This window comes from Alteromonas sp. OM2203, from assembly GCF_048517045.1.
GTDB classification, from domain to species: domain Bacteria; phylum Pseudomonadota; class Gammaproteobacteria; order Enterobacterales; family Alteromonadaceae; genus Alteromonas; species Alteromonas gracilis.
In genome coordinates this window covers 290,341-312,795 of record NZ_CP183209.1, presented here as the reverse complement: position 1 = coordinate 312,795, position 22,455 = coordinate 290,341, and the positions used below count along the sequence as shown (strand labels likewise).

Genomic DNA, 22,455 nt, shown 5'->3' with positions numbered 1-22,455 from the left:
CTCCCGAAACTACATATATGCTCTTCAAAGCCCCTTGCTGCGTTGGAGGTAAGTTATTTAACGACAAAAAGCTCTCCTTAAAAAAAGCTCTGTGATCGAAAACCAGCAGAACTCTTTCATAATTACGATGTTACTTAGTTAACGAATTACAGAGCGTGACGCACGCTAGATAAGCGCCAAAGACAAAAAGCCTAGCGCAAAGACAGCATAGCTTTATTAATCTAGATAGATAACAAAGTTACATTTAACTGGCTTTGACCGTATCTGGCTGTACCCATATAAAGTAAGCGTAGTATCCATTTTGAGAAGTAGGCAAGAACATGCATAAATTTTTTATAAAAAAGGCATTTGGGTCGCTATTTGTGTCTAACTTGTAAGTATGTGCAACTCTAAAAGAGTGACCGTGTATGGACGATTGAGATATTGATAAACTAAAAGGCGCAGCAACAAAGCGTTAAAAATTAATTAAAAAATCTTGTAACGTTGCAGTTAGGATTGAGATAAAGCGTGACAGGCGTTACGACAAGGGAGCTTTTGGAAAATTGTAGCCCTTCATCATTTTGCTGAGCAAAAGACAGATTATCACTTAGAGAGTAATCTACACGCCCCATCTTTACTAGACGAATACCCGTCACAATGTTTTCAACAAACACTACATCAAAACCCGCATCAGTAAATTGTTGTGCAAACGCAGAGTCCTCTTTTGTGCGCAATAACGCTACACTCCTGCCGGCGAGCTCATGTAGTGATTGCCATGAAAACGTATTTTCTTCTGCTAAGCGCACTAATCCAATACTAACTTTACTTTTAGACAGGACAATCGACTGAGACTTTATGCTCTCAACAACGGGATAGAAACTTGCGCACCACTCCCCTGACCGAATAATTGCTGCCGCTCGCCCTGGGGGCGCATAAACAGCTTGCCATGTTATGTCGTCGCTAAGTGCAGCTTTTCGCAACAGCTCAAAAGCTATACCGTCACTTGATTCCTTTGACGTGGTAAAGGGCGGGTACTCAATAGCTAACACGTCAATTGTTTTCGCCTGGCCAGCCGTAGGCATCTGAAGAAGAGCGCCAATAATTATAAGTAAGCCTGAAAAACGCATATATGGAAAAGGAGAAGAGTAAACTGAATAAAAGAGTAGCAGAACGATTCGAGGCTTGCACAAAGAGATGATAATTCACAATAGAATTGCAACTCGCGGCGCAGCCGCAGGGGCACGTTAGCGTGCGCCTGGTTTTCCAATCGTCGGAATCAAAAAAACCCTCGCATTTCTGCAAGGGCTTCTAAGAATGGTGCCTCGACCCGGGATCGAACCAGGGACACGCGGATTTTCAATCCGCTGCTCTACCAACTGAGCTATCGAGGCTGAAACTTGTTAGCGTTCTAGGCGTTAACTGCCTGTCCTGCTGTGGGTGCGTATTAAACGGTTTTCGCTTTCACAAGTCAACCGTTTTTCTCGCTTTTTTTGCGCTTTTATTACTGTTTGCGCATTGTTTGCTCAAAAAATGCTTTTTTGCTTATTTTTCAGGCGGAACATAGCCTTCAATCGTAGGCTCTACGTCGTCAAACAAGTAGGCCGACATTTTTTCTTCCAAAAATGAACGGGCATTCGGCTCCATCATATTTAACTTATGTTCGTTAATTAGCATGGTTTGTTTCTTTTGCCATTCGGCCCACGCTTCTTTAGAGATGTTATCGAAAATACGCTTACCCAGTTCACCCGGATAAAGTTGGAAATCTAAGCCGTCTGCCTCTTTTTGAAGCTTGCGACAAAATACCGTTCTTGCCATGTTATTTCCTTTCGTTCGCTATCTGCTTAGCAATGCATAAACAGTACGCTGTTTATGCTCAATTCACTAGCTGCTGAATAATTTTGGTTGTCGGTGCCGCTAAACCAACTTCAATGGGCTCGTTTAACGAAAACCAGCGAGATGCCGTCTCGGCAACGCGTTTTGATGGAGCGGAGTTTACCACGGCCACTACCGGGGTGATATCTAAATGAAAGTGACTAAAGGTATGTCTGAACCCTTCTAGTGCTCGAGTCTCATCTACAACTATGCCTCGCTTGTTTAGCTGTGCAACCCCCTCTTCTAGTGAAGACACCTCTATGAAACCATACAAGCCCCCCCATAATCCCGTTGATGGCCGCTGTTCTAAATACACCTGGCTATTGAACTGCGCCACTATCATAAAAGTAGATTTTTCTGGCAGCGCTTTTTTAGGTTTTTTGCCTGGATAGTCAGTTTGCGCGCCTTGTGCGTAAGCAATGCAGTCGGCTTGGAGCGGGCAGTCATCACACTTTGGTTTGCTACGCGTACAAATCATTGCGCCTAAGTCCATCATCACTTGGGTATAGTTCGCACAACGCCCATCTTCTGGATTAGCAGGTGTGTTTTTCTCGGCGACTTCCCAAAGCTGATTCTCTACTTTTTTCTGTCCCGGCCACCCACCTATTGCGTAGTAGCGAGCCAGCACGCGCTTCACATTCCCATCTAATATAGGGAAGCGCATATTGCGGGATAGCGACAATATAGCGCCTGCGGTAGAGCGTCCTATACCGGGTAAGTCCATGACTTCTTCAAGAGTGTAAGGAAATTCCCCGTTATATTTGTCTACTAACGTGTTCGCAGCTTTATGTAGGTTCCTTGCTCTTGCGTAGTAGCCAAGCCCTGTCCAATGGTGAAGCACGTCGTCTTGGGATGCTTTAGCCAAGTGCTCTACGCTAGGGAACGATGCCATAAATCGTTCGAAGTAAGGGATTACCGTGGTAACTTGGGTTTGCTGGAGCATAATTTCCGACACCCACACTTTATAAGGCGTAACGTCTTGCTGCCAGGGCAAATGCTTTCGCCCGTTTTTGTCGAACCATGCAAGCACTCTTTCTGCAAAGCTACCTGTGTGTTGTTGTTCTGTCATAATCATCTATAAGCTAATGAATACCGTTCGGTCGTTTGTCAATAATGCTTGTTCACTTACAACGTTTGGTCGCTTTCTGCGTAGCAACCATTCATTAAAAAGCGCGCTATGGTAGCATGTAACTAGCCCGTTTATTGTTAAGGAGCACACGTGTCTGTGCAGCACCCTGTTTTATTTTTTCCCGGTACGCTTTGCGATGAGCGCATTTTTATGCCCCTTTGGCGCACTTTAACTATCGCGCAGCGTCGCTACGTACCGCTTCAATGGGCAGCATCACAAATAGAGATGCTGGCATTAAGCGAAGATCGTATTCTTGAAAATGAAAAAGTGCATCTTGTAGGTTACTCCATGGGTGGATTTATAGCCGCCTTAGTGGCACAGCGCAATCCTGCCAATATCGCCTCGGTAACGTTAATCGGTTACAACCCAGAAGGTTTGTCAAAAGAAGAAGTTGCCAAGCGTAAACAACTGACCACTATGCTTAAGCAAGGAAACTTTAAACCCGACAACGATGCTTATCTTTCACGATTTATACACCCTTCTCGTTTGAAGGATGAACATGTGGCTGGCATTGTAAAATCCATGGCGCAGGATTTAGGGAAAACAACCTTACTTAATCATACGCTCGCCACTACGCCACGAGAAAGTACCGTTGATGCGCTGGCAAAGATCAATGCGCCAGTTACCTTTATTGCAGCACAGCAAGACGCTATCGCCCCGGCGCAAGCGATACAGCAGCTGAAAGGCAAGCTACCAAAAGCCGCGTTTCACACTATCAGTGATGCAGGACATATGCTGGTACTTGAGCAAACTGAAGCGGTTGCATCTATTATTGCTAAGCAAATTGGCGTATAAAATTACAGCATTTTTACTACTCTAGCGTTGCATAAGCCGTGGGTAAGTGGATAATGCGCCACCAGAAAATTGGGTTAGAAAGGCATTGCAAATGAGGCAATTCAAAAGTCAGGCGGAAGCTGAAGCCGCCGGAGTATACGTAAGCAAAGTAAAAAGCTTCGTGAAACGCGAAGGTAGACTTACTAAAGCACAAGAAAAAGCGCTAGAAGATTACTGGCCAACCAAGGGCATTGACTACGCTGAAGCACCGTTATCGTTGCCAGAGATTTTTGGCCGAAGTGCGCCTGTTGTTGTAGAAATTGGCTTTGGTATGGGCAAGTCATTGGTTGAAATGGCCGCAAATGCACCTGAGAAAGACTTTATCGGCATTGAAGTTCACCGTCCAGGCGTTGGCGCATGCTTAGCTGAAGCAAGCGAACAAGGCGTCGAGAACTTGCGTGTAATGGACCACGACGCGGTTGAAGTGCTAAAAAATATGATCCCAGACGGTTCAATATCTCGCCTCCAGCTATTTTTCCCAGACCCATGGCACAAAAAGCGCCACCACAAGCGTCGTATTGTACAACCTGAATTTGTTGAATTAGTTCGTACTAAATTAGCCATTGGCGGCTGCTTTCATATGGCGACTGACTGGGAGCAATACGCAGAGCACATGGCTGAAGTCATGAAAAACGCAAACGGTTACATCAACACTGCGACAGATGGCGACTATGTACCTCGCCCGGACTATCGTCCAATCACCAAGTTTGAAACCCGCGGCCAGAAGCTAGGTCATGGGGTGTGGGATTTAATATTCGAGCGCACTAAGTAATGATCTTATCTCCTCAAAGCCAGCTGTTAGAACGCAATATTTCACTGTTCGAAAAAGGTAAATGGGCGTTTATCAACCCTTCCGACGCTTACTTCCTAGATAGTTTAAAATCACAGGAAGTTACCGTTGTTCATCAGTATTTTGATGTGTTTTCAGAGTCTGTGCGGGTTATTCCCTCAGCGTCATTTGATAGCAGAGATATTAGCCACAAAGGTTTTGAGGTGACTCAAAAAGTCGGTAATCATACTCATATATTTGCGCCCTTTGTGACGCTTGAAAATTCACATACCGATGTGATGATTTTCTTACCCAAAGCTAAAACGCATTTTCAGATGCTGCTAAGAATGGCTGCAGGTATGGTCGGGCAACACGGTCATATTCACGTTGTAGGCGAAAATAAAGGCGGTATAAAAAGCGCTGCGAAATTGATGCAGCAATATGGTACGACACAAAAAGTCGACTCGGCGCGTCACTGCAGTCTTATTACCGTTGTGGTAGATGAACCTCATATCGCGTTTGAGGCCGATGCGTGGGTGGATATAAACACCTACACCGTTGAGGGCACATCATGGCAAGTAGCCACAATGCCTGGCGTGTTTAGCTATAAAGAGCTTGATGCAGGTACCGAGCTATTATTAGAAAAACTCTCGTCCTCACTGAGTGGTGAAATACTAGACTTTGCGTGTGGTGCGGGCGTCATAGCGAGCTATATTATGCTGAAATATCCGCATTTAAAATTGCACCTCACAGATGTGAGCGCGCTGGCGGTTTATTGTAGTGCACTGACGCTTGCGGAGAATCAGTTGTCGGCCACCTTGTACGCTGCTGATGGTTTGCATGGTATAACGCAAAAAATACAGCACATCGTTACCAATCCACCTTTCCATACTGGTGTAAAAACAGACTACACGATCACTAAACGTTTTATATCAGATGCGAAATCCTGCTTGTCTCGTGGCGGTACCATGCAAATGGTTGCCAACCGCTTTTTACCTTACCCTGGATTGCTGTCAGAACATTTTCAAACGGTTTATACAACAGCACAAACTTCACAATTTTCTGTTTATCAGGCCGCGTTGTAATTAAAAAAACCATAAGCTTGTGCTAATTTAGCATGACTGTCTGATGTTAAAGCCATTGAGTGCTCTGCTCGGTGGCTTTTTATGCGGTTCAAACCTTATAACATAATAAGTGCACTGTGCATTAAGCTCTGGGAGAGCACCTGTGAATATTGTATTTGCTATTTCGGAAGTGGAAGAACTGGTGAAAACCGGCGGCCTTGCAGATGTGGGGAAAGCCCTTCCTCTTGCACTTCATGCGTTAGGTGAGGATATTACTATTGTGATGCCCTACTACCGTGTACTGGATGAACAACTTAATTTAGCCACGGTAACAGAACCGCAAACCTTGTTTACTGAAGGCCAAGTTTACCATTTTAATATTCGGTATTTGCAGTGGCACGATATTCCTATTTATTTCGTCGACTCACCCGAGCATTTTATGCGAGAGGGACTCTATGCTAACGCATTTGATGCATACGACGATAACGGAGAGCGATTCAGTTTCTTCAGCGGTGCAGTTCTACAAACGCTAAAAGCGATTGATAAACAACCAGATGTCATCCATTGCCATGACTGGCACACGGCTATGTTGCCGTTCTTACTCAACCATGAAAAGTCAGGCTATTTCAAAGATACCGCAACTGTATTCACTATTCATAACGCGGCTTTTCAAGGGGTGCATAAGCTCGACACCATTCCATATCTTCGCCATCATCCCGATATCTCAAATCAAGTGCATGGCGGATATGTCAATATGCTTCAGTGCGGTATTGAGTTCGCAACGAAAATTACTACCGTTAGTCCAAATTACGCAAAAGAGTTATTAACCGATTTAGGCAGCCATGGCCTTCACGAGCGTTTAGTTAAACGGCAAGCAGACTTGAGCGGCATACTGAATGGCTGTGACTATACACAGTGGAATCCTGAGACCGACACATTTTTGCCAGAAAATTACAGTACCGAAAACTTTCATGCGAAAACATCGTGTAAACGCGTATTGCAGGAAAAATGTGGACTGCCTGATAACGCTGATATACCGCTAATCGGTATGGTATGTCGCCTTACCGAACAAAAAGGCTTCGGTTATATTCTCCCGATTTTAGATGATCTGATTAAGCATAATGTTCAAATGGTGATTGTAGGAACCGGCGATCCGAAAGTGTGCATGGATTTAGGTGAGTTTGCCCAACAGCATCCCGACCAATTTGCTTTTATTAACGGATTTAGCTCAGAACACGCCCATCTTGTTGAGGCGGGCGCAGACTTCTTCCTCATGCCGTCTCAGTTTGAACCCTGTGGCTTGAATCAGATGTATAGCTTAGCCTACGGTACCATTCCAATTGTGCGCTCTGTTGGCGGTTTAAAAGATACGGTTATCGACCATAGCAATGACCAAGAAGGGACTGGGTTTGTGTTTGACGATCCTACGCCTTATGCTCTTTTGACATGTATTCGCCGCGCACTGCTTGCCTATTATGAAGATAAGAATAAATTCAGAGAGATGCAGCTGCGGGGAATGAGAACACGTTTTACGTGGGAGGCCGCAGCAAAAGACTATCAACAGCTTTATACATCTCTTTGAAGCTCGCCGTTTTTGCCATATTAATTATTGTTTATGCGCGTCTTTCCTTTTGTAGAATAATGCGCCACTATTGTTCTATGGAAGACGTGCACGGATTGTATGCAAAACGGATATGACAGATAACGCAGTTAAGCTTTCTATTAGAAGCCTTTTTCTTTGGGTAGTAATGTCTATTACTACGTTTTCACTTGCCGTTTTGTCGACGCTCGCTGTATATACTCAAATTGAAACATACCGAAATGAGCTTGAGTCAAACGCACTCATGCTCGCAAAACTGGTCGCAAGAAGTGCCTCTACCTATCTCGATGATGAAACACCCGAACGCATCGAAAGTGCATTGAGCAATCTTAGCGCAGCGGAGCTTGTTTTAAACGCCCACGTGTATAAGTTACAAAGCCAATCATCTGAACCTCAAATATTTGCCTCCTATAATAGAGAAGGCCAGCTACTGCTTGGCGGAAAAGAGAGTCAGTTACCTTCCCTTTTCATGGCGCCTCAGTTTGCTGATAACGGTCACTACTTGGAATTAAGTGCCAAAGTCTTCGACACAGAAACCAATATTCAGCTGGGCTGGATATATTTGCGAGTGTCATCAGATAACTTCAATGAGCTCGTTGGAAAGTCAATTTGGCTTAACATAGCAGTAGCACTTGCTTTGCTTGCCATTAGTTTCTATTCAGCAGTGCGCTTGCAGCGCGTTGTGACCGGCCCCGTGGAACAAATTGCTAGTTTCTTACAGCGTACATCCCGTCAAAGGGATTACTCTGCAAGAGCTGACCGTTCTAGTATCCGCGAGCTAGATATACTGGCTGATGCAGTAAATGTCATGCTTTTTCGCATGCAAGAGTATATGCAAAAGCAGCGTCAGGCCGAAGAGCAGCACAGAAAGCTTAATGCAAGCCTTGAAGATATGGTGAGTCATCGAACCACAGCATTAAAAGACGCAAACCAAGAACTAATTCAAACGCTAGAGAAGCTTCATCAATTCCAGCGACAAATTGTGCAAAATGAAAAAATGGCGTCTCTGGGTGATATGGTTGCGGGTGTTGCCCACGAAGTAAACACGCCAATTGGCTTAGGCGTTACAGCATCTACCATGATGTTAGATAGACTTGAGGTTATCCAGAAAGACTTCGACAACAAGACGCTCAAGGCCAGCGCAATGAAGCGCTTTTTAGATGAAAGCAAAGAAAATCTGAACATCATTTATCGGAATTTGAACCGAGCAGCAGAACTAATTAGCAGTTTTAAGCAAGTTGCGGTGGATCAAACGTCAGAATCTAGCCGAAGTTTTTGCGTTGTGCAGCTAGTTAATGAGATACTACTGTCATTGCAGCCTCGACTAAAAAAATTAAAACACAACATCAACGTAAATTGCGACCCTACCTTAAACGTTGAAACGAAGGCTGGCCCAATAAATCAAATCTTGATTAACTTAATTATGAATTCAGTTATTCATGGGTTTGAATCAATGGAAGAAGGCACAATAGACATTAGTGCCGAGTTAGTTAGTGATAATAAACTCAAGCTTGTTTATACCGATAACGGTAAAGGCATTCCACCTGAGATCCGCAAGCGAATATTCGACCCGTTCGTTACGACAAAACGAGGTCAGGGCGGCTCAGGACTAGGCATGCACTTAGTTTACAACTTGGTGACGCAAGCGCTTAATGGTTCGATATCGATAACCAGTGAGGAAGGCGAAGGAGTGGAATTTATAATTGTATTCCCCGTTATTAATGCGAAAACCTCGTAATAGTTGTATAAAGTATGAACTTTTCTTGTTTTTTATTGGCTAACCCCAATATCTTACTGTTAAGAATATTCACAAGTTACTTGCAATCAAGTGTATGAATATTAAAATTTAACCAGTTAGTTGCTTAAATCGTATTTTAGAAAGAGTGTAGAACACCATGCAGACGCCAAATGTGTTAATTGTTGAAGACGAAGTGGTAACCCGTACCACGCTTAAGAGTTTATTTGAAGCGGAAGGGTATAATGTATTTGAAGCCGAAAATGGTGATCAAATGCATGATTTCTTCGAGAATCACGCTATTAACTTGGTGATTATGGATATTAATCTTCCAGGGAAAAATGGCCTTATTTTGGCGCGCGAAGTGCGTGACCGTAAAAATGTAGGTTTAATTTTCCTTACTGGTCGTGACAACGACGTGGACCGTATTTTAGGTCTAGAAATTGGTGCAGACGATTATTTGACTAAACCATTTAATCCTCGCGAGCTAACTATTCGCGCGCGCAACTTACTCTCTCGCACAACTAATTCTGCTGAAGACGACGATTTACCAAGCCGCGTAAGCTTTAACGGCTGGACACTTGATGGCGATAGCCGCTCATTGATTTCTCCTAACGGCAAAGAATTCCGTTTACCACGCAGTGAGTTCCGTGCTCTTCACCTTTTCCTTAGTAACCCAGGTAAGATCCTTACCCGCGAACAGCTTATTATGGAAATGACAGGCCGCGAGCTGCGCCCTAATGACCGCACGGTAGACGTAACCATTCGCCGAATTCGTAAGCACTTTGAATCAGATCCTACAGATGAAGAATTGATCGTAACTATTCACGGTGAAGGCTACCGTTTCTGTGGGCAAGTTGACGGCTAAGTTAATACCTTTGCCAGTATTGAATCTGCAAGAAGCCGCTACAAAACGTAGCGGCTTTTTTATAGGTAAACCTTAAGAAGCCATATCCCACGTTAGCGAGCTTAAGCGACAGAGCTGCGCGCACGGCAGCTCTGTAAAGTGCTTTATTTATATTGCTTCAAAAAGGAATGAATACCGGTACATTTTTTCCTCTAACAGGAAAGCTTTGTGCGTACTTGGGCTCCATGAGTCATCTCCTCCAACTCCCATATGTGCATGGTCGATATAAACAAAGATGCAATCTTGCGGGGATAAATCACTGGTGTGTTTAGCATTATCAAGTTGTGCCTGACCATATTCACTGACGTTAAAGTAGAACTTTCCTTGCGCTTGCAAACCCGCAATATTTAATTGCTTACAGTCGCTTCGCAAACCGTTATCAGTTGGAAAAATATATCGCGTTTGCAATTCATCAATTGTCAGCGCGTAGTGACCATAACGGGCCGCGGCCTTTCTATCCGGATAGTTCTCAAACGGGCCCAAACCCAACCAAGAAACGGTTAAATGATTTTGCTGCAACTCGGTCTGAGCGGGTACTGCAGTTTGCAAACCAATTCTAGGCATAGGCGGTAAGCTATCATCTAACAGCACTTCTACGTCCACTTTCAGCTTCGCTTGCCTGTTAATGGTATACGTCCACTTAGTCGCCGCCACGAGCATATCAGCGTGATGATATTCAAATAACGATGTTATACGCACATCGCTGGTACTCTGTTTTACGTCAATATGGGTGCAAGTGCGTCCCCATTGCCCTATACCGGCACGACGCCAGCGTGACTCCCACGCATTTGGATCTGGGTTATCGACTTCACTCACACCAATATCGTTATCTAGCGGAGCCCTGAAAAAGTTGTCTTCTAGGGGTGCGCTAAGGGTCTCATTCCCGTTTTTAAGCCATGACGTTAACAGCCCGCTTTTACTATTGAAGCTGAACACCTGGTTTTGCACACTAACAAGCAGCACGGCATCTTGCGCTTCTACACCTATATCTGCTTTGACGCTTTCTACGTCTTTATCCGTTGAAGCAAAAGATACAATACCGCTTTTGTTGGCAAGCGCTAATTGCGCGGTATCCATTACGTGCCCCGCGTTCGCCCACGAACAGTCATTAGCTAACACCACGTCGATGTTTAGGTGATAGTCAGCGCCAGCCTTAAACGTAATTTCAGGGTTTATATCAAGGGTCTGTGTTTGCTGAGGAGCGATATCAATGTCGCATTCGCCTTCTGCAATTGCCTTACCGTCTTCAAGTACCTGCCAGCGTAAACGCTCGTTGTCTGTTCGCCTGAATAAGTAGTCGCTTTTTAAAGAAAGCGCGAGGGTATGGTCTTTTTCCACCAGTGAGAAGCTCACGTGTTGCTGGCAATATTTGGCTTCAAACAAGTGCGGATGTGGAGTTCTGTCTGGGAACAGCAATCCATTTATACAAAACTGCCTATCGTTGTCGGTATCACCGAAGTCTCCGCCATAGGCCCAATAGGCTTCACCGCTTTCTGTATGCTTTGTTAACCCTTGATCAACCCAGTCCCAGATAAAGCCACCTTGAAGACGAGGATACGCCTTAAACGCTTTCCAGTACTCATCAAAGCTCCCTAAACTATTACCCATAGCATGCGCGTACTCGCACAGAATAACGGGCCGGTTTTCACCTGGCATCGACAACCACTTCTTAATAGCCCATTTAGGCACCGCGTCGTCTTTAATGTCGGTATCTACCCTTGCATACATTGGCGCAATGATGTCAGTTGCTGTGGTATCCGCGCCGCCGCCCTCATACTGGACTGGTCGCGATGGGTCAAATGACTTAGCCCATCCATACATGGCGTCGTGTGTCGGCCCGTGGCCACACTCATTGCCTAATGACCAGATGATGATACACGGGTGGTTTTTATCTCGCTCAACCATTTGAGTAAAGCGCGCCATATAAGCACCAGCCCAGAGTGGATCACGCGACAACCTGCCCATTGGAAACATACCGTGGGTTTCAATATTGGCTTCATCTACCACATAAAGCCCGTATTCATCACAAAGTTCATACCAGCGAGGGTGATTCGGATAGTGTGCGGTGCGTACGGCGTTGAAATTGTTTTGCTTTAACAGCTTAATATCTTCAAGCATGTCATCTTCGTTAATAGCGTGACCTTTGGTTTGGTGATGCTCATGTCGATTCACGCCGCGAATCAATATTGCTTTACCATTAACAAGCAGCTGACCGTTTTTCATTTCAACAGTTCTAAAGCCCACGTTATAGGCTTCTCGGTCTACTGTGTTGCCACTCTCATCAATAAGGGATACGACAATGCGGTACAGGTTTGGTGTTTCTGCGGTCCAGTGTTTGGGCTCTTTTACAGCCAACGTTTGGAATACCACATCATCCCAACCGCCCTTTTCATCTATACGCTTATTATTGGTACCGGTAATCGCTTGCTCTGTAACAGCGTTATCACCATCAAAAAGCTGGATACCCACTTTAAAGGTAGAAGGTGCATTGATGGCGGTACGCACTGAGACACTTCCGTCTCGATAGCAAGCATCAAGGCTTGGTGTAACAAACACATCTTGAATATGATGATGAGGCTTAGTTATTAGGCTAACATCGCGAAAGATACCGCTTAACCACCACATATCTTGGTCTTCTAAGTAGCTACCGTCAGACCATCTGATCACCATAACAGCAAGGCGATTTTCGCCCTCTACCAGTATCTTTGTAATATCAAATTCAGCAGGTAAACGGCTGTCTTGAGAATAACCAACATATTCTCCATTGCACCATAGATGAAAGGCACTATTCACCCCTTCAAATACGATGTGATTACGTTGTGAAAGCTGCTCTTTTGTGACAGTGAAAACTGTGCGATAGCAACCTGTAGGATTATCTTTAGGCACAACTGGAGGGTTTACCGCAAAAGGATATTTGACGTTGCAGTAAATAGGCTTGTCATACCCTTGCAGCTGCCAATTTGAAGGAACAACGATGGGCTGCCAAAGGCTACCTTCTTCAGCGCTCAATGTTGTAGAAAGTAAACTTTCGGGGACGCTCTCAGGCGCATCAAATAACCGAAAATCCCATTGACCATTAAGGCTGCACGTGCGTGTTTTGATATTGTGCAGCGCATTCTCTAACGAAGTAAAACCATGATGAGGACTGTGAGCATTGATTCGATTTCGCTGAAACACCACGGGGTTTTGCCAATCATTCTGAGCCACTACTTGCGCAACATTAAGCATATTTTATCTCTTACATTTTAGTTACTCTCAATATAGCTAACTTTCAGTGAATCCTTTATGCTCTAATCTTTCATCTATTTATCCAAAACTATCAAATCATATTTATGCAACCTAGTTTCAAAGATATTGTAGACATAGGACCAAGCTGCTTTGAACGCTTTATCGATAGCAGCAATGCACCAGAAATTAGTGAGCTAGAAATAGAGCTTGCCGGATGCTCTAATTTATCAGGCAACTACACGGTTGGACGCGTCTCGCCCCCTAACCATACGTTGTTTTATTGCCTCAGTGGGGAAGGTATATTTCGCACGCCATGTGAAAATATGTCATTGTCTGAGGGGCAGCTTATTATTTTGCCCGCTAATCAGAGTTTCGAAGTATCTATCGTTAGTGAGCAATGGGATATTATTTGGCTCAATCTTGCGGATGTTGAACGTTGGAAACCGCTGAGAAACCATAGCGCTGTAGTTTTAGACAATGTGGCTTTAGAAGGACTGCATCACGCTATGGAGCTTCTGTATCTAGAGCGCGATGTCGAGAGCAGACAGGCGGCGATGCAAATAGTATCAAAATACCTTTACACCATTATCGAGAAACAGCTCGGAGAATGTATAACCGGTGAGCAAAAGGAAAGACGTCAAATCAACAGGCTAAACAGCTTGTTTTCAGCTGTAGATAAACAACTGCAGTTTGATTGGGATATTAAAAGCTTAAGTGAGAAAGCCCATTATTCATCCCCTCACCTTCATAGGCTTTGTTTACAAACCTATGGAAGAAGTCCGAAACAGCATGTCATCCACCTGCGCATGGCCAGAGCAAAAAGCTTACTACTAAGTACCCAATGGCCAGTATCCTATATCGCAAGCTATGTGGGCTATGCAAACGTGTTTACGTTTTCAAAGCGCTTTAAGAAGTCCACGGGCATGTCGCCCACCGAGTTTCGCAATGTAAACGAACAATCATCGGTGAGCTAACAGGTTTTATTAACCTCGTTGAACGGTATAGATAAAATATGAGGGTTGTAAGCTTAACTTCCCGCTATTTTCATTTGGTCAATAAGCACCGACCCAGTCTGCACACTGCCCCGTACATCTTTTTCAGCGCCAATCGCAACAATGCCTTTAAACATATCTTTCAGATTGCCGGCAATGGTTACCTCGTGCACTGGATATTGAATGACACCATTCTCAACCCAGTATCCCGCTGCACCGCGTGAATAATCACCAGTGACACCATTAACGCCCTGCCCCATCAGTTCGGTCACAAACAGACCTGTGCCCATTTCTTTAAGTAATTCAGCATCACTTTGACCCGTATCACCCACTAGCCAGTTGTGAATACCACCAGCATGGCCGTTCGAACGGGTGTTAAGCTTGCGCGACGAATAAGTGGTATAAAGATATGTGGCTAACTGCCCTGCTTCAACAATGGTCATGTCAGAACACGCTACGCCTTCATTATCAAAGCTTGAGCTTGCCAGACCACCTTTAATAAATGGCCGCTCTTCAATATTAAGCCACTCAGGGAAAACTTGTTTGCCTAAACTGTCTAGTAAGAAGCTTGAACGGCGATACAGGCTACCACCGCTAATTGCGCCCACATAATGCCCAAACAGACTAGACGCGATATCGCGATGCAGAAGCACAGGTACATTCGCTGTATTGATTTTACGCGCACCTAAACGGTCAACAGTGGCTTTCGCCGCGTCTTCACCGACAGACGCTGCCGATTGAAGCAGTGCCGCTTTGCGACTTACCGTGTAGGCATAGTCACGCTGCATATCGCCATCTTGTGCGCCAATAACCATACAGCTTAGTGAATAGCGACTGCTTGGATAACCTGCGTTTATTCCATGGGTATTACCGTACACACGCATACCCAGGTTCGCATTATACGATGCGCCATCTGAATTAGTGATGCGCGGGTCGTAGTTCATTGCAGCCGTTTCAGCTTCAATGGCAATTTTGATCGCATTCTCAGTATTAAGCTCTTCTGGGTGATATAAGTCTAAATCAGGAAATTCTGTCGCAATAAGATCTGCGTCAGCTAGTCCTGTACACGGATCTTCACTTGTATATCGCGCAATATCTACGGCCTTTTCTACCGCCAACGTCAGTGCCGCTTTGCTTAAATCTGCGGTAGACGCGCTCCCTTTACGCTTGCCCACATATACGCTGATCCCTAAGCCGCCGTCGTTAGTAAACTCAACGTTTTCAACTTCTTGCATACGTGAAGATACGGCAATGCCCTGCACTTTAGACATGCTGGCTTCGGCTTGGGTCGCGCCTTTAGATAGCGCTAATTTTAGTACATCATCTACGACATTTTGAATGTCGCCTAACTGCTGCTCAATTTGCATAGTAAGTTTCGCTGTCTTAATTCGACTGTGATAGTTACAATTTAGCTAAAGTGTAACACTAATGAGTTTGAAATGAGTGATCAGAAATACAATTCTCCCGAAGATCCTTACTTCGAAGATGCGCAAGCAGATGAGTTCGAAGAGGAAGAGTTAGTCAGTAAAACTGAACTTAAGCGTCAGGCAAAAGAACTTCACAAGCTAGGTGAAACTCTGGTTAACCTGACCGATGCCCATATTGCCACTATTCCCATGGATGAAGAGTTAGCAGATGCGGTGGCTATAGCGCGTAGGGTTAATAAGAAAAAGGATGGTTATCGCCGTCAGCTTCAGTTCATCGGTAAAACCTTGCGTAATCGAGACACCACTGCAATAGAAGAAGCATTGGCTAAGCTTACCCATCAACATCAGGCAGCAAATGCCGCATTTCATGCATTAGAGAAAGCGCGTGAGTCGATTATTGAACAAGGTGACCCTGCCATTCAAAAGCTCATTGAACAGTACCCTGAGCTCGATAGACAAAAGCTACGCCAGTTTCATCGCCAAATTAAAAAAGAGCGTGAAAAGAATGCTCCCCCGAAAGCGTTTAGAGAACTGTTTCAGTATTTGAAGGATGTGATGCACGACGACCAGTAGCCGTTAGCTTCTGTCGCCACAGACAAAAAAGGTTGGAACGACTGTCCAACCTTTTTAGTTTCATCGGGTATTGACTACGGATAGCTATGCGGTACCACCCACAGTAAGCTCATCTATTTTAAGTGTTGGCTGACCTACACCTACTGGTACACTCTGACCGTCTTTACCGCATACCCCTACGCCTTTATCAAGCGCAGTGTCGTTGCCTATCATTGAAATTTTCTGCATCACTTCTGGGCCGTTACCAATTAAGGTTGCGCCTTTCACTGGTGCAGTAATTTTGCCGTTCTCAATAAGGTAAGCTTCCGCGCTAGAGAACACGAACTTACCTGAGGTGATATCTACCTGACCGCCAGCGAAGTTCGGTGCGTAAATGCCTCTATCGATAGACGCAATAATTTCCTGAGGGTCGTGCTGCCCTTCCAGCATGTAAGTGTTTGTCATACGTGGCATAGGAAGGTGAGCATAAGATTCACGGCGGCCGTTACCGGTTGGCGCAACACCCATAAGCTTGGCATTGTGCTTGTCTTGCATGTAACCTTTTAAAATACCGTCTTCAATTAAAACGTTATGTGCGGTTGGCGTACCTTCGTCATCCACTGACAACGAACCACGACGATCGCTTAATGTGCCATCATCAACAACGGTGACACCTTTAGCAGCTACCTGTTGGCCTATGCGGCCACTGAATGTTGAAGCGCCTTTTCTGTTGAAGTCGCCTTCAAGACCGTGACCTACTGCTTCGTGAAGTAACACGCCCGGCCAGCCGTTACCAAGTACAACTGGCATAGCTCCAGCAGGTGAAGCAACGGCTTGCATGTTCACTCGCGCCATGTGAAGTGCATCTTCAGCAAGGTTCTCATAGTAAGGCTTTCCGTTTTCATCTTGTTTGAAAAACGAATAAGCATAACGACCACCAGCGCCGGCTGATCCACGCTCGCGTCTATCACCTTGCTCTAGCAATACCGAGCAGTTCAAACGTACCAATGGACGTATATCTGTGGCTAGCGTACCGTCGCTCCCTGCTACTAGTATTTCTTCGTATACACCGCTCAAGCTCACGACGACCTGATTGGCAGAGGGCTCTTGCTTGCGAATGTATGCGTCGACCGCTTTAAGCAGTGAAATCTTTTCAGCATCTTGCATCGCAAGAATAGGGTTATTCTCGCTATAACGCGCTTCAACGGCTTTTTGGCCTAATGCTGCAACTTGCTGTGTACCGCCACTAGGTGCGATACCACGGGCCGCCTTACATGCTTTAGTTAAGGCTTCCTCGCTTATTTCATCTGAGTAAGCAAACCCTGTTTTTTCGCCGCTGATCGCGCGCACACCAACGCCGCGCTCAATGTTGTAGCTGCCTTCTTTAATAATACCGTCTTCTAGCACCCAGCTTTCATGCTGGCTAGACTGAAAATACAGATCGGCATAGTCGGTGCTGTGACTATGAATAGTAGCTAGCGCCTTCTCTAGCTTTGAAATATCTAGCCCTGAGTCAGATAATAAATGACGCTCAACAGATTTAAACAAGGTGACTCCTGAATCGGTTATGTTCGGCAACCGGCATATTTTGTTTTATGGTCTCTCTTTCTGCAATATCAACTTTGGCCGCCACAAAACCTACGTCGGTTTTACGTTCGGCAAGGGTTTCACCCCATGGCGATAAAACAATGCTATGGCCGTAAGTTTCACGACCGTTGGCGTGCACGCCGCTTTGATTTGCTGCCACCACGAAACACTGTTTCTCTATAGCTCTGGCTTGCAATAATGCATGCCAATGCGCTTCACCAGTACGTTGGGTAAACGCCGCCGGCAATACTAAAATATCAATATCGCCCATTGCAGAAAACAATCCTGGAAAGCGTACATCATAGCACACCGCAAGCCCAATGTTGCCAATTGGCGTGTTAATGGTGACAACCTCAGTTCCTGCCTGCGTTGTCGCCGACTCACGGTAACTTCCCGTATTGTCGTTCACCGACACATCAAACATATGTATTTTGCGATAGTCTGCAAGTACCTCGCCTTCAGTACCATACAACATGCAGGCTGCAGAAAATTTTTCTGGATTATCCGTTTTAACCGGAAATGTACCAGACACGATATAACACTGATATTGAGCAGCCAATGCAGACAAGCGCTGTTGGATCAAACCTTCGCCTTTTTTCTCGGCAATAGTTAACTGACCTTTGTCTTTGCCGCCGAAACAGGCAAAACATTCTGGCAGCACAACCAAACTATTTATTTCAATATTGGCCGCTGCCATCTCTTTTGCCACGTTATCAAGATTTTCATCTACATTGGGCGTAGATGTCATTTGCAGTGCAACTAGATTAACCATCGATCACCTCCATTTTCACCCTGCGTAGGTCATCATCCGTTAGCGGCCGGTCTTGCGGATTAGCAGGAACAGGCGCATTCTGCGCAGGCAAACTAATGTCTTTACTATTACGCTCAACTTCGTCGAACTTAGGATCTTTTATGGTGCCAGTAACGCGATAGTTCACATTCGAAATCACTTTCGCAGAGGTTAGCACTTGGTCGATGGCCAATGCGGCTAATGCTGTAGGTGGTGTTGCTAAAAAATACACCAAGAACGGTAGGTTACCTGTGACGTTTGGCGCAAACGACACATTGTAGTTTAAGCCACCGGTGTTTAAATCTGTGTAACCATTAATTTCTATTTCACCTGCACCACCGTCAATTTCAGTATCGTCGGTGTACGCCTTTCCGTTTACAATATTAAGCGTGCCGCCCATGTCATCGTAAAAAAAGCCCTTTGCGAAAACATCTCTAAAGTCGAGACTGAGTTTTCTAACAATTGAATTTAAGCTAAACAGCGTGAAAATTCGGGAGCCTTTGTCGCTAAGCTCGGTTAAATATCCATCAGACAAAGACCATTCCACGTCGCCGTTCAGTGCTTCAAAACCAAAATCCATGGGGGCGTTGGGCCAGTTAACGTTAAACCTAATATCGGCGCTCGAATCTTTAATACCCGACTCAACGCCATATTCTTTTAACATTTGCCCAACGTCAGGAGACGTTAGCGTACCGTTTAATGCACTTTGTATCTCTCCATCAACGTGCTTCCAGTAACCGCTGGCGGTGATATTGGTTTCGTCTGACTTGAGCAAAAGCTGACGAATGGCAAGCCCGCTATCATCCTTTGCAATATCTAGGGTAATTTCACCTAAGTCGATGCCATGAAAACCGCAAGATTGGCAATAAAAATAAATGGGCGGTAGAGAAATAGGATCGATATTGTACAGTGAATCTTCCTTTGTCGAGACGTGTTCAGTTACAACAGCGGTGCTCTCTACATAAAGACTATCGTTTGATGAGCTAGGCGCCAGTTGTACCGGCTTGTCTAGCGACAAATAGTCTGCGTTTATCTCTATACCTTGCTGCGCTAAATCGCTATTAATCCGAATTGTGGCCCGCGCCTGAGGTGACGCCAAATCTAAAATCCAGTCCTTGTTCCGCTCGGTCGCGTTAAGCTGAGCATTTTTGATCGTGTGTCCGGCAAAATTGAGCTTTTCAGCTTTTGCAAAAATCCGTGACGGTGTACCAAACAAATTGGCACGGGGCGCACTGCGTTCGGAGTCAGCCGTATTTTCCATATCGCTTGTTAGCGCGCTTTTTACTATGGCTTTTTGCTCAGCATCTTCCCCTGCGCCTGAAAGCAGCATATCAATCGTGCTAAACCACGCTTGCACATCGGCTTCGGCCAAGTTTGCGCTGATGCTAAAACCCGTGCCGATATTAGCGATATCACTTTCACCTAACGCGAGATGAGCGCGGGAAAACTGCATTTCCTTGTGCGGTAAAATTCCGTCAAAACGAATACTGTCGCCAAGCGTTGCCACAACATTTGAAGCTTTACTATTGCCCTCGCTACTGATCACGAGAGGCAGTTCACTTCCTGCTGATGTATCAAAGGGTGCTGGCAATAGGCTTTGCGTAGCCGTCAAATCAGCTGTCAAATTTGCTGCGTACTCAAAGCTATCCTTCGATAAAGTAAGATCAACGCTGGTCTTCCACTCACTTTCACCATCAATATAGTCGGTAAGCTCCGTATTCACATAATTTGCAAGTGGGTGTACATGCCAGCGCCCCCCTAACTCAACTGAGAGGTCGTAGGTATCGCTCTGTCGACCTGCCAGTGAAAGGTAGATAGGCTGCTTTAAGAAACGTGCTTGCAGATTAGTGGCGTCAATGTCACCGTTGGTGAACGACACGTCTCCTGATGCTTTATCGAAAAGCATCTTGGTGGTGGCCACATAAACGGGATTATTGGCTAGATGTGCCGTACCAGAAGCCACCACATCTTTACCTTTGAACGGAATATCAAGCTTAATGTCTGCGGAAAGCGGCCCACTAATTTGCACTTCATCCTTAAGTACTTTCCCTAAAGAATTTTCAAGGGATGAGTTCATCATAAGTGCAGTAAGCGCGTCACCGGTTCCCTCACCGGTGGCGTAAATTGCTAGGCGAGCATCAGGTTTAAAGCTTGGAATTGCTGCTGACATATTACTTATTTGCATGCCTGCCAACGTCGCGGTCGGACTCTCCATCACCAAAGCGTTGTTTACAAAATAGAGCGAGAGATCTAAATCACTGAGCGCAGGCCAGTCTGGCGCAAATAAAAAGTCGCCACCTTCGATATCGACATATGCTTGAAAGATGCCCGTATTATCCTCAAAAGGAAAGTCACTGGTCGCGCCATGCCACAGAATGCGCGCACTGCTTATGTCGCCTTTTCCGTTAAAAGCGCGGGTTAGATACTTATCAGTATTTTTCCCCATTACGGCTACCGGAAAAAGATCGCTCACCTCACTTAAGGGGATTGCGCTCACGTCCGCATAGAGAGACATGAACCCCGTAGAGGTATTGAGCTTAAACTGAGGTTTTAGTGTGACCGCATCGCTGTCAAATAGCATGTTACTGCCTTTAACTATCCACTGTTTTTCCTTCCCGCTTGAGGTTGTGGGATAAATGTAGAACTGCGAGGTGAATGAGTGGATATTGAGGTCTTTTTTAATTATCCCGTCCGCGCTCAACACACTATCGGTGCTATCTAAGTAGATTGCTCCATTGTTTTTATACCAAAACAAGTCAGCGTTCAGCGACGACAGCCCTGGAATTTTATCCGTTTTATTCCATTGTAAATCGAACACTTTTGCAGCCAACGAAGGTTCACCGTTATGTAATTGGATCTGCAAAATCGCAAGCTCGCCTTTCGGATCTAGCTCACGTATCTCGTCTTCACCTGTGTCGTCCATAAACAATGGAAGGAGCAGTAAAAATGGATTTACCTGAACAGGCTTAATCGTATTTACCAAGACATCGCCACTTGGCGCAATACTGCCGATAAGGTCGGTTGTCATTGTCTCACCGTTAGAACTAACGACAAGATTGTCTAATCTGACATTCCATCCACCCTGTTTATTTGCCGTGTTGGGTAATACTTGCAAACTCCCGCTAGTGATACCTGTTACGGTTTTTGCGCGACCGCCGCCCCATTCTAGTAAGCTATTATCTAGCTCGGCCTGTACGCTATTAATTTCACTATTGGTAAAGTCAGCCCATACTTCAAAATTAGCTCGACTTTGCGTTAACGGACGCTTCGTTTTTATTAAATCGCTAACCCATGGTGATATATCAAGTTCTTCTGCTTTTGCGTAGAAAACGCCTTCAAATTCCTCGCGCGATCCCTTGATATCAATAACAAACGAAGCAGAATTTGCAGCTAACTCGGCGACTTTTAACTGGCCTAATCCCTGATGTCGCTCGTTATGGTTATTCCAAGACAAGCTTTCTATGTTAAAGGAGTTCGTCTCGTTAAGATGCGTTATCGATACGGCACCGTCTTCAAGCGAGAAGCTTTGTAGCTGCTCCAGGAATAAGCGTTCAAGAGCACTTACGACAGGAAAGTTACTTTTTCCTCCACCTGATAAGCGGTCTGCATCGATATCAAGTTGAAGGCCGCGTAACTCAAAGCGAGTAGAAGAAATAAGTTGATGGCGCAGAGACTCCCAAAAGTCTAGTTCGACGTAAATTTGCCGAATATCAAGCGCGACTGGAGAGGCATCATCTTTAGCTAGAGACACCGAATTAAGTACAATGCTAGGACCACTGCGTTGCCAAACAGCATGCACACTTTTTATAGATAGGTTTACGCCATACTGCTCATTTATATAGTTTTCCAACAAATGTTTGTTGTGCTCAATATGCGGCAGAGCATAGCGTGCAGCGCTTAAAACTAGCGCGAAAAGTACCAGTAATACGGCGAGTAGCAGCCAGAACTTCTTAAGTAAATAAGCAGCTACCGACGAAAAATTTGTCACAT

The 22,455-nt window shown here is 45.1% G+C and carries 16 protein-coding genes and 1 tRNA gene; 8 read left to right on the top strand and 9 right to left on the bottom strand.

Annotation, left to right across the window (positions count from 1 at the left end; all coding sequences use genetic code 11):
* Nucleotides 1-461 precede the first annotated feature (461 nt).
* The 4 genes from ACM0P2_RS01380 to mutY all read right to left on the bottom strand — a co-directional run bounded on the left by ACM0P2_RS01380 (nucleotide 462) and on the right by mutY (nucleotide 2,920).
* A complete protein-coding gene (locus ACM0P2_RS01380) occupies nucleotides 462-1,061 on the bottom strand; it encodes a hypothetical protein (protein ID WP_419227171.1) in 600 nt (199 codons plus the stop codon).
* Between the two features lie 233 nt (nucleotides 1,062-1,294).
* Nucleotides 1,295-1,370: transfer RNA gene (locus ACM0P2_RS01375), tRNA-Phe, on the bottom strand.
* A gap of 151 nt (nucleotides 1,371-1,521) precedes the next feature.
* Nucleotides 1,522-1,794: an oxidative damage protection protein gene (locus ACM0P2_RS01370; RefSeq protein WP_025256893.1), complete on the bottom strand. Its 273-nt coding sequence runs from the start codon at nucleotides 1,792-1,794 to the stop codon at nucleotides 1,522-1,524.
* 58 nt (nucleotides 1,795-1,852) lie between these two features.
* A complete protein-coding gene (gene mutY, locus ACM0P2_RS01365) occupies nucleotides 1,853-2,920 on the bottom strand; it encodes an A/G-specific adenine glycosylase (protein WP_419227170.1) in 1,068 nt (355 codons plus the stop codon).
* A gap of 150 nt (nucleotides 2,921-3,070) precedes the next feature.
* On the opposite strand from mutY, the gene ACM0P2_RS01360 reads away from it, so the two are divergent.
* The 6 genes from ACM0P2_RS01360 to arcA all read left to right on the top strand — a co-directional run bounded on the left by ACM0P2_RS01360 (nucleotide 3,071) and on the right by arcA (nucleotide 9,850).
* Nucleotides 3,071-3,775, top strand: coding sequence for an alpha/beta fold hydrolase (locus ACM0P2_RS01360; protein ID WP_419227169.1), 705 nt, complete (start codon nucleotides 3,071-3,073; stop codon nucleotides 3,773-3,775).
* A 91-nt stretch (nucleotides 3,776-3,866) separates the two neighbouring features.
* Complete coding sequence (trmB, locus tag ACM0P2_RS01355) at nucleotides 3,867-4,586, top strand: tRNA (guanosine(46)-N7)-methyltransferase TrmB (RefSeq protein WP_419227168.1); 720 nt, start codon at nucleotides 3,867-3,869, stop codon at nucleotides 4,584-4,586.
* Nucleotides 4,586-5,668 carry a methyltransferase gene (locus ACM0P2_RS01350; RefSeq protein WP_419227167.1) on the top strand — a complete coding sequence of 361 codons (1,083 nt, stop codon included), beginning with the start codon at nucleotides 4,586-4,588 and terminating at the stop codon, nucleotides 5,666-5,668. Before trmB ends, ACM0P2_RS01350 begins: the two co-directional genes overlap by 1 nt.
* 142 nt (nucleotides 5,669-5,810) lie before the next feature.
* A complete protein-coding gene (gene glgA / locus ACM0P2_RS01345) occupies nucleotides 5,811-7,229 on the top strand; it encodes a glycogen synthase GlgA (RefSeq protein ID WP_419227166.1) in 1,419 nt (472 codons plus the stop codon).
* Nucleotides 7,230-7,341: 112 nt separating this feature from the next.
* On the top strand, nucleotides 7,342-8,985 hold the full coding sequence (locus ACM0P2_RS01340) for a sensor histidine kinase (protein ID WP_419227165.1): 1,644 nt from the start codon (nucleotides 7,342-7,344) through the stop codon (nucleotides 8,983-8,985).
* 157 nt (nucleotides 8,986-9,142) lie between these two features.
* Nucleotides 9,143-9,850: a two-component system response regulator ArcA gene (gene arcA / locus ACM0P2_RS01335; RefSeq protein WP_105929970.1), complete on the top strand. Its 708-nt coding sequence runs from the start codon at nucleotides 9,143-9,145 to the stop codon at nucleotides 9,848-9,850.
* Nucleotides 9,851-9,997: 147 nt separating this feature from the next.
* Here arcA and ACM0P2_RS01330 read toward each other — a convergent pair whose 3' ends face one another.
* Nucleotides 9,998-13,117 carry a beta-galactosidase gene (locus ACM0P2_RS01330; RefSeq protein ID WP_419227164.1) on the bottom strand — a complete coding sequence of 1,040 codons (3,120 nt, stop codon included), beginning with the start codon at nucleotides 13,115-13,117 and terminating at the stop codon, nucleotides 9,998-10,000.
* Between the two features lie 104 nt (nucleotides 13,118-13,221).
* Between ACM0P2_RS01330 and ACM0P2_RS01325 the strand changes: the two genes are divergently transcribed.
* Nucleotides 13,222-14,091 carry an AraC family transcriptional regulator gene (locus ACM0P2_RS01325; RefSeq protein ID WP_419227163.1) on the top strand — a complete coding sequence of 290 codons (870 nt, stop codon included), beginning with the start codon at nucleotides 13,222-13,224 and terminating at the stop codon, nucleotides 14,089-14,091.
* A gap of 53 nt (nucleotides 14,092-14,144) precedes the next feature.
* On the opposite strand, the gene pmbA is transcribed toward ACM0P2_RS01325, so the two are convergent.
* Complete coding sequence (gene pmbA / locus ACM0P2_RS01320; protein ID WP_120962828.1) at nucleotides 14,145-15,476, bottom strand: metalloprotease PmbA; 1,332 nt, start codon at nucleotides 15,474-15,476, stop codon at nucleotides 14,145-14,147.
* Between the two features lie 72 nt (nucleotides 15,477-15,548).
* Here pmbA and yjgA point away from each other — a divergent pair, with 72 nt between their 5' ends.
* A complete protein-coding gene (yjgA, locus tag ACM0P2_RS01315) occupies nucleotides 15,549-16,109 on the top strand; it encodes a ribosome biogenesis factor YjgA (protein WP_105929966.1) in 561 nt (186 codons plus the stop codon).
* 84 nt (nucleotides 16,110-16,193) lie between these two features.
* Here yjgA and tldD read toward each other — a convergent pair whose 3' ends face one another.
* The 3 genes from tldD to ACM0P2_RS01300 are packed head-to-tail and all read right to left on the bottom strand — an operon-like array spanning nucleotide 16,194 to nucleotide 22,453.
* Nucleotides 16,194-17,636, bottom strand: coding sequence for a metalloprotease TldD (gene tldD / locus ACM0P2_RS01310; protein WP_105929965.1), 1,443 nt, complete (start codon nucleotides 17,634-17,636; stop codon nucleotides 16,194-16,196).
* The gene (locus ACM0P2_RS01305) at nucleotides 17,629-18,447 is read right to left on the bottom strand and encodes a carbon-nitrogen hydrolase family protein (protein WP_120962832.1); all 819 of its coding nucleotides are present in this window, start codon (nucleotides 18,445-18,447) and stop codon (nucleotides 17,629-17,631) included. Before ACM0P2_RS01305 ends, tldD begins: the two co-directional genes overlap by 8 nt.
* Nucleotides 18,440-22,453 (bottom strand): YhdP family protein, encoded by a 4,014-nt coding sequence (locus ACM0P2_RS01300; RefSeq protein ID WP_419227162.1) that lies wholly within the window; start codon nucleotides 22,451-22,453, stop codon nucleotides 18,440-18,442. Before ACM0P2_RS01300 ends, ACM0P2_RS01305 begins: the two co-directional genes overlap by 8 nt.
* Nucleotides 22,454-22,455: the final 2 nt, after the last annotated feature.

What these genes read in the sequence shown, in the direction of transcription:
- ACM0P2_RS01305 (WP_120962832.1), bottom strand. Translation starts at nt 18,447, where the DNA reads ATGGTTAATCTAGTTGCACTGCAAATGACATCTACGCCCAATGTAGAT.
- mutY (WP_419227170.1), bottom strand. Translation starts at nt 2,920, where the DNA reads ATGACAGAACAACAACACACAGGTAGCTTTGCAGAAAGAGTGCTTGCA.
- ACM0P2_RS01330 (WP_419227164.1), bottom strand. Translation starts at nt 13,117, where the DNA reads ATGCTTAATGTTGCGCAAGTAGTGGCTCAGAATGATTGGCAAAACCCC.
- ACM0P2_RS01370 (WP_025256893.1), bottom strand. Translation starts at nt 1,794, where the DNA reads ATGGCAAGAACGGTATTTTGTCGCAAGCTTCAAAAAGAGGCAGACGGC.
- yjgA (WP_105929966.1), top strand. Translation starts at nt 15,549, where the DNA reads ATGAGTGATCAGAAATACAATTCTCCCGAAGATCCTTACTTCGAAGAT.
- ACM0P2_RS01325 (WP_419227163.1), top strand. Translation starts at nt 13,222, where the DNA reads ATGCAACCTAGTTTCAAAGATATTGTAGACATAGGACCAAGCTGCTTT.
- arcA (WP_105929970.1), top strand. Translation starts at nt 9,143, where the DNA reads ATGCAGACGCCAAATGTGTTAATTGTTGAAGACGAAGTGGTAACCCGT.
- pmbA (WP_120962828.1), bottom strand. Translation starts at nt 15,476, where the DNA reads ATGCAAATTGAGCAGCAGTTAGGCGACATTCAAAATGTCGTAGATGAT.
- trmB (WP_419227168.1), top strand. Translation starts at nt 3,867, where the DNA reads ATGAGGCAATTCAAAAGTCAGGCGGAAGCTGAAGCCGCCGGAGTATAC.
- ACM0P2_RS01340 (WP_419227165.1), top strand. Translation starts at nt 7,342, where the DNA reads ATGACAGATAACGCAGTTAAGCTTTCTATTAGAAGCCTTTTTCTTTGG.
- ACM0P2_RS01380 (WP_419227171.1), bottom strand. Translation starts at nt 1,061, where the DNA reads ATGCCTACGGCTGGCCAGGCGAAAACAATTGACGTGTTAGCTATTGAG.
- ACM0P2_RS01350 (WP_419227167.1), top strand. Translation starts at nt 4,586, where the DNA reads ATGATCTTATCTCCTCAAAGCCAGCTGTTAGAACGCAATATTTCACTG.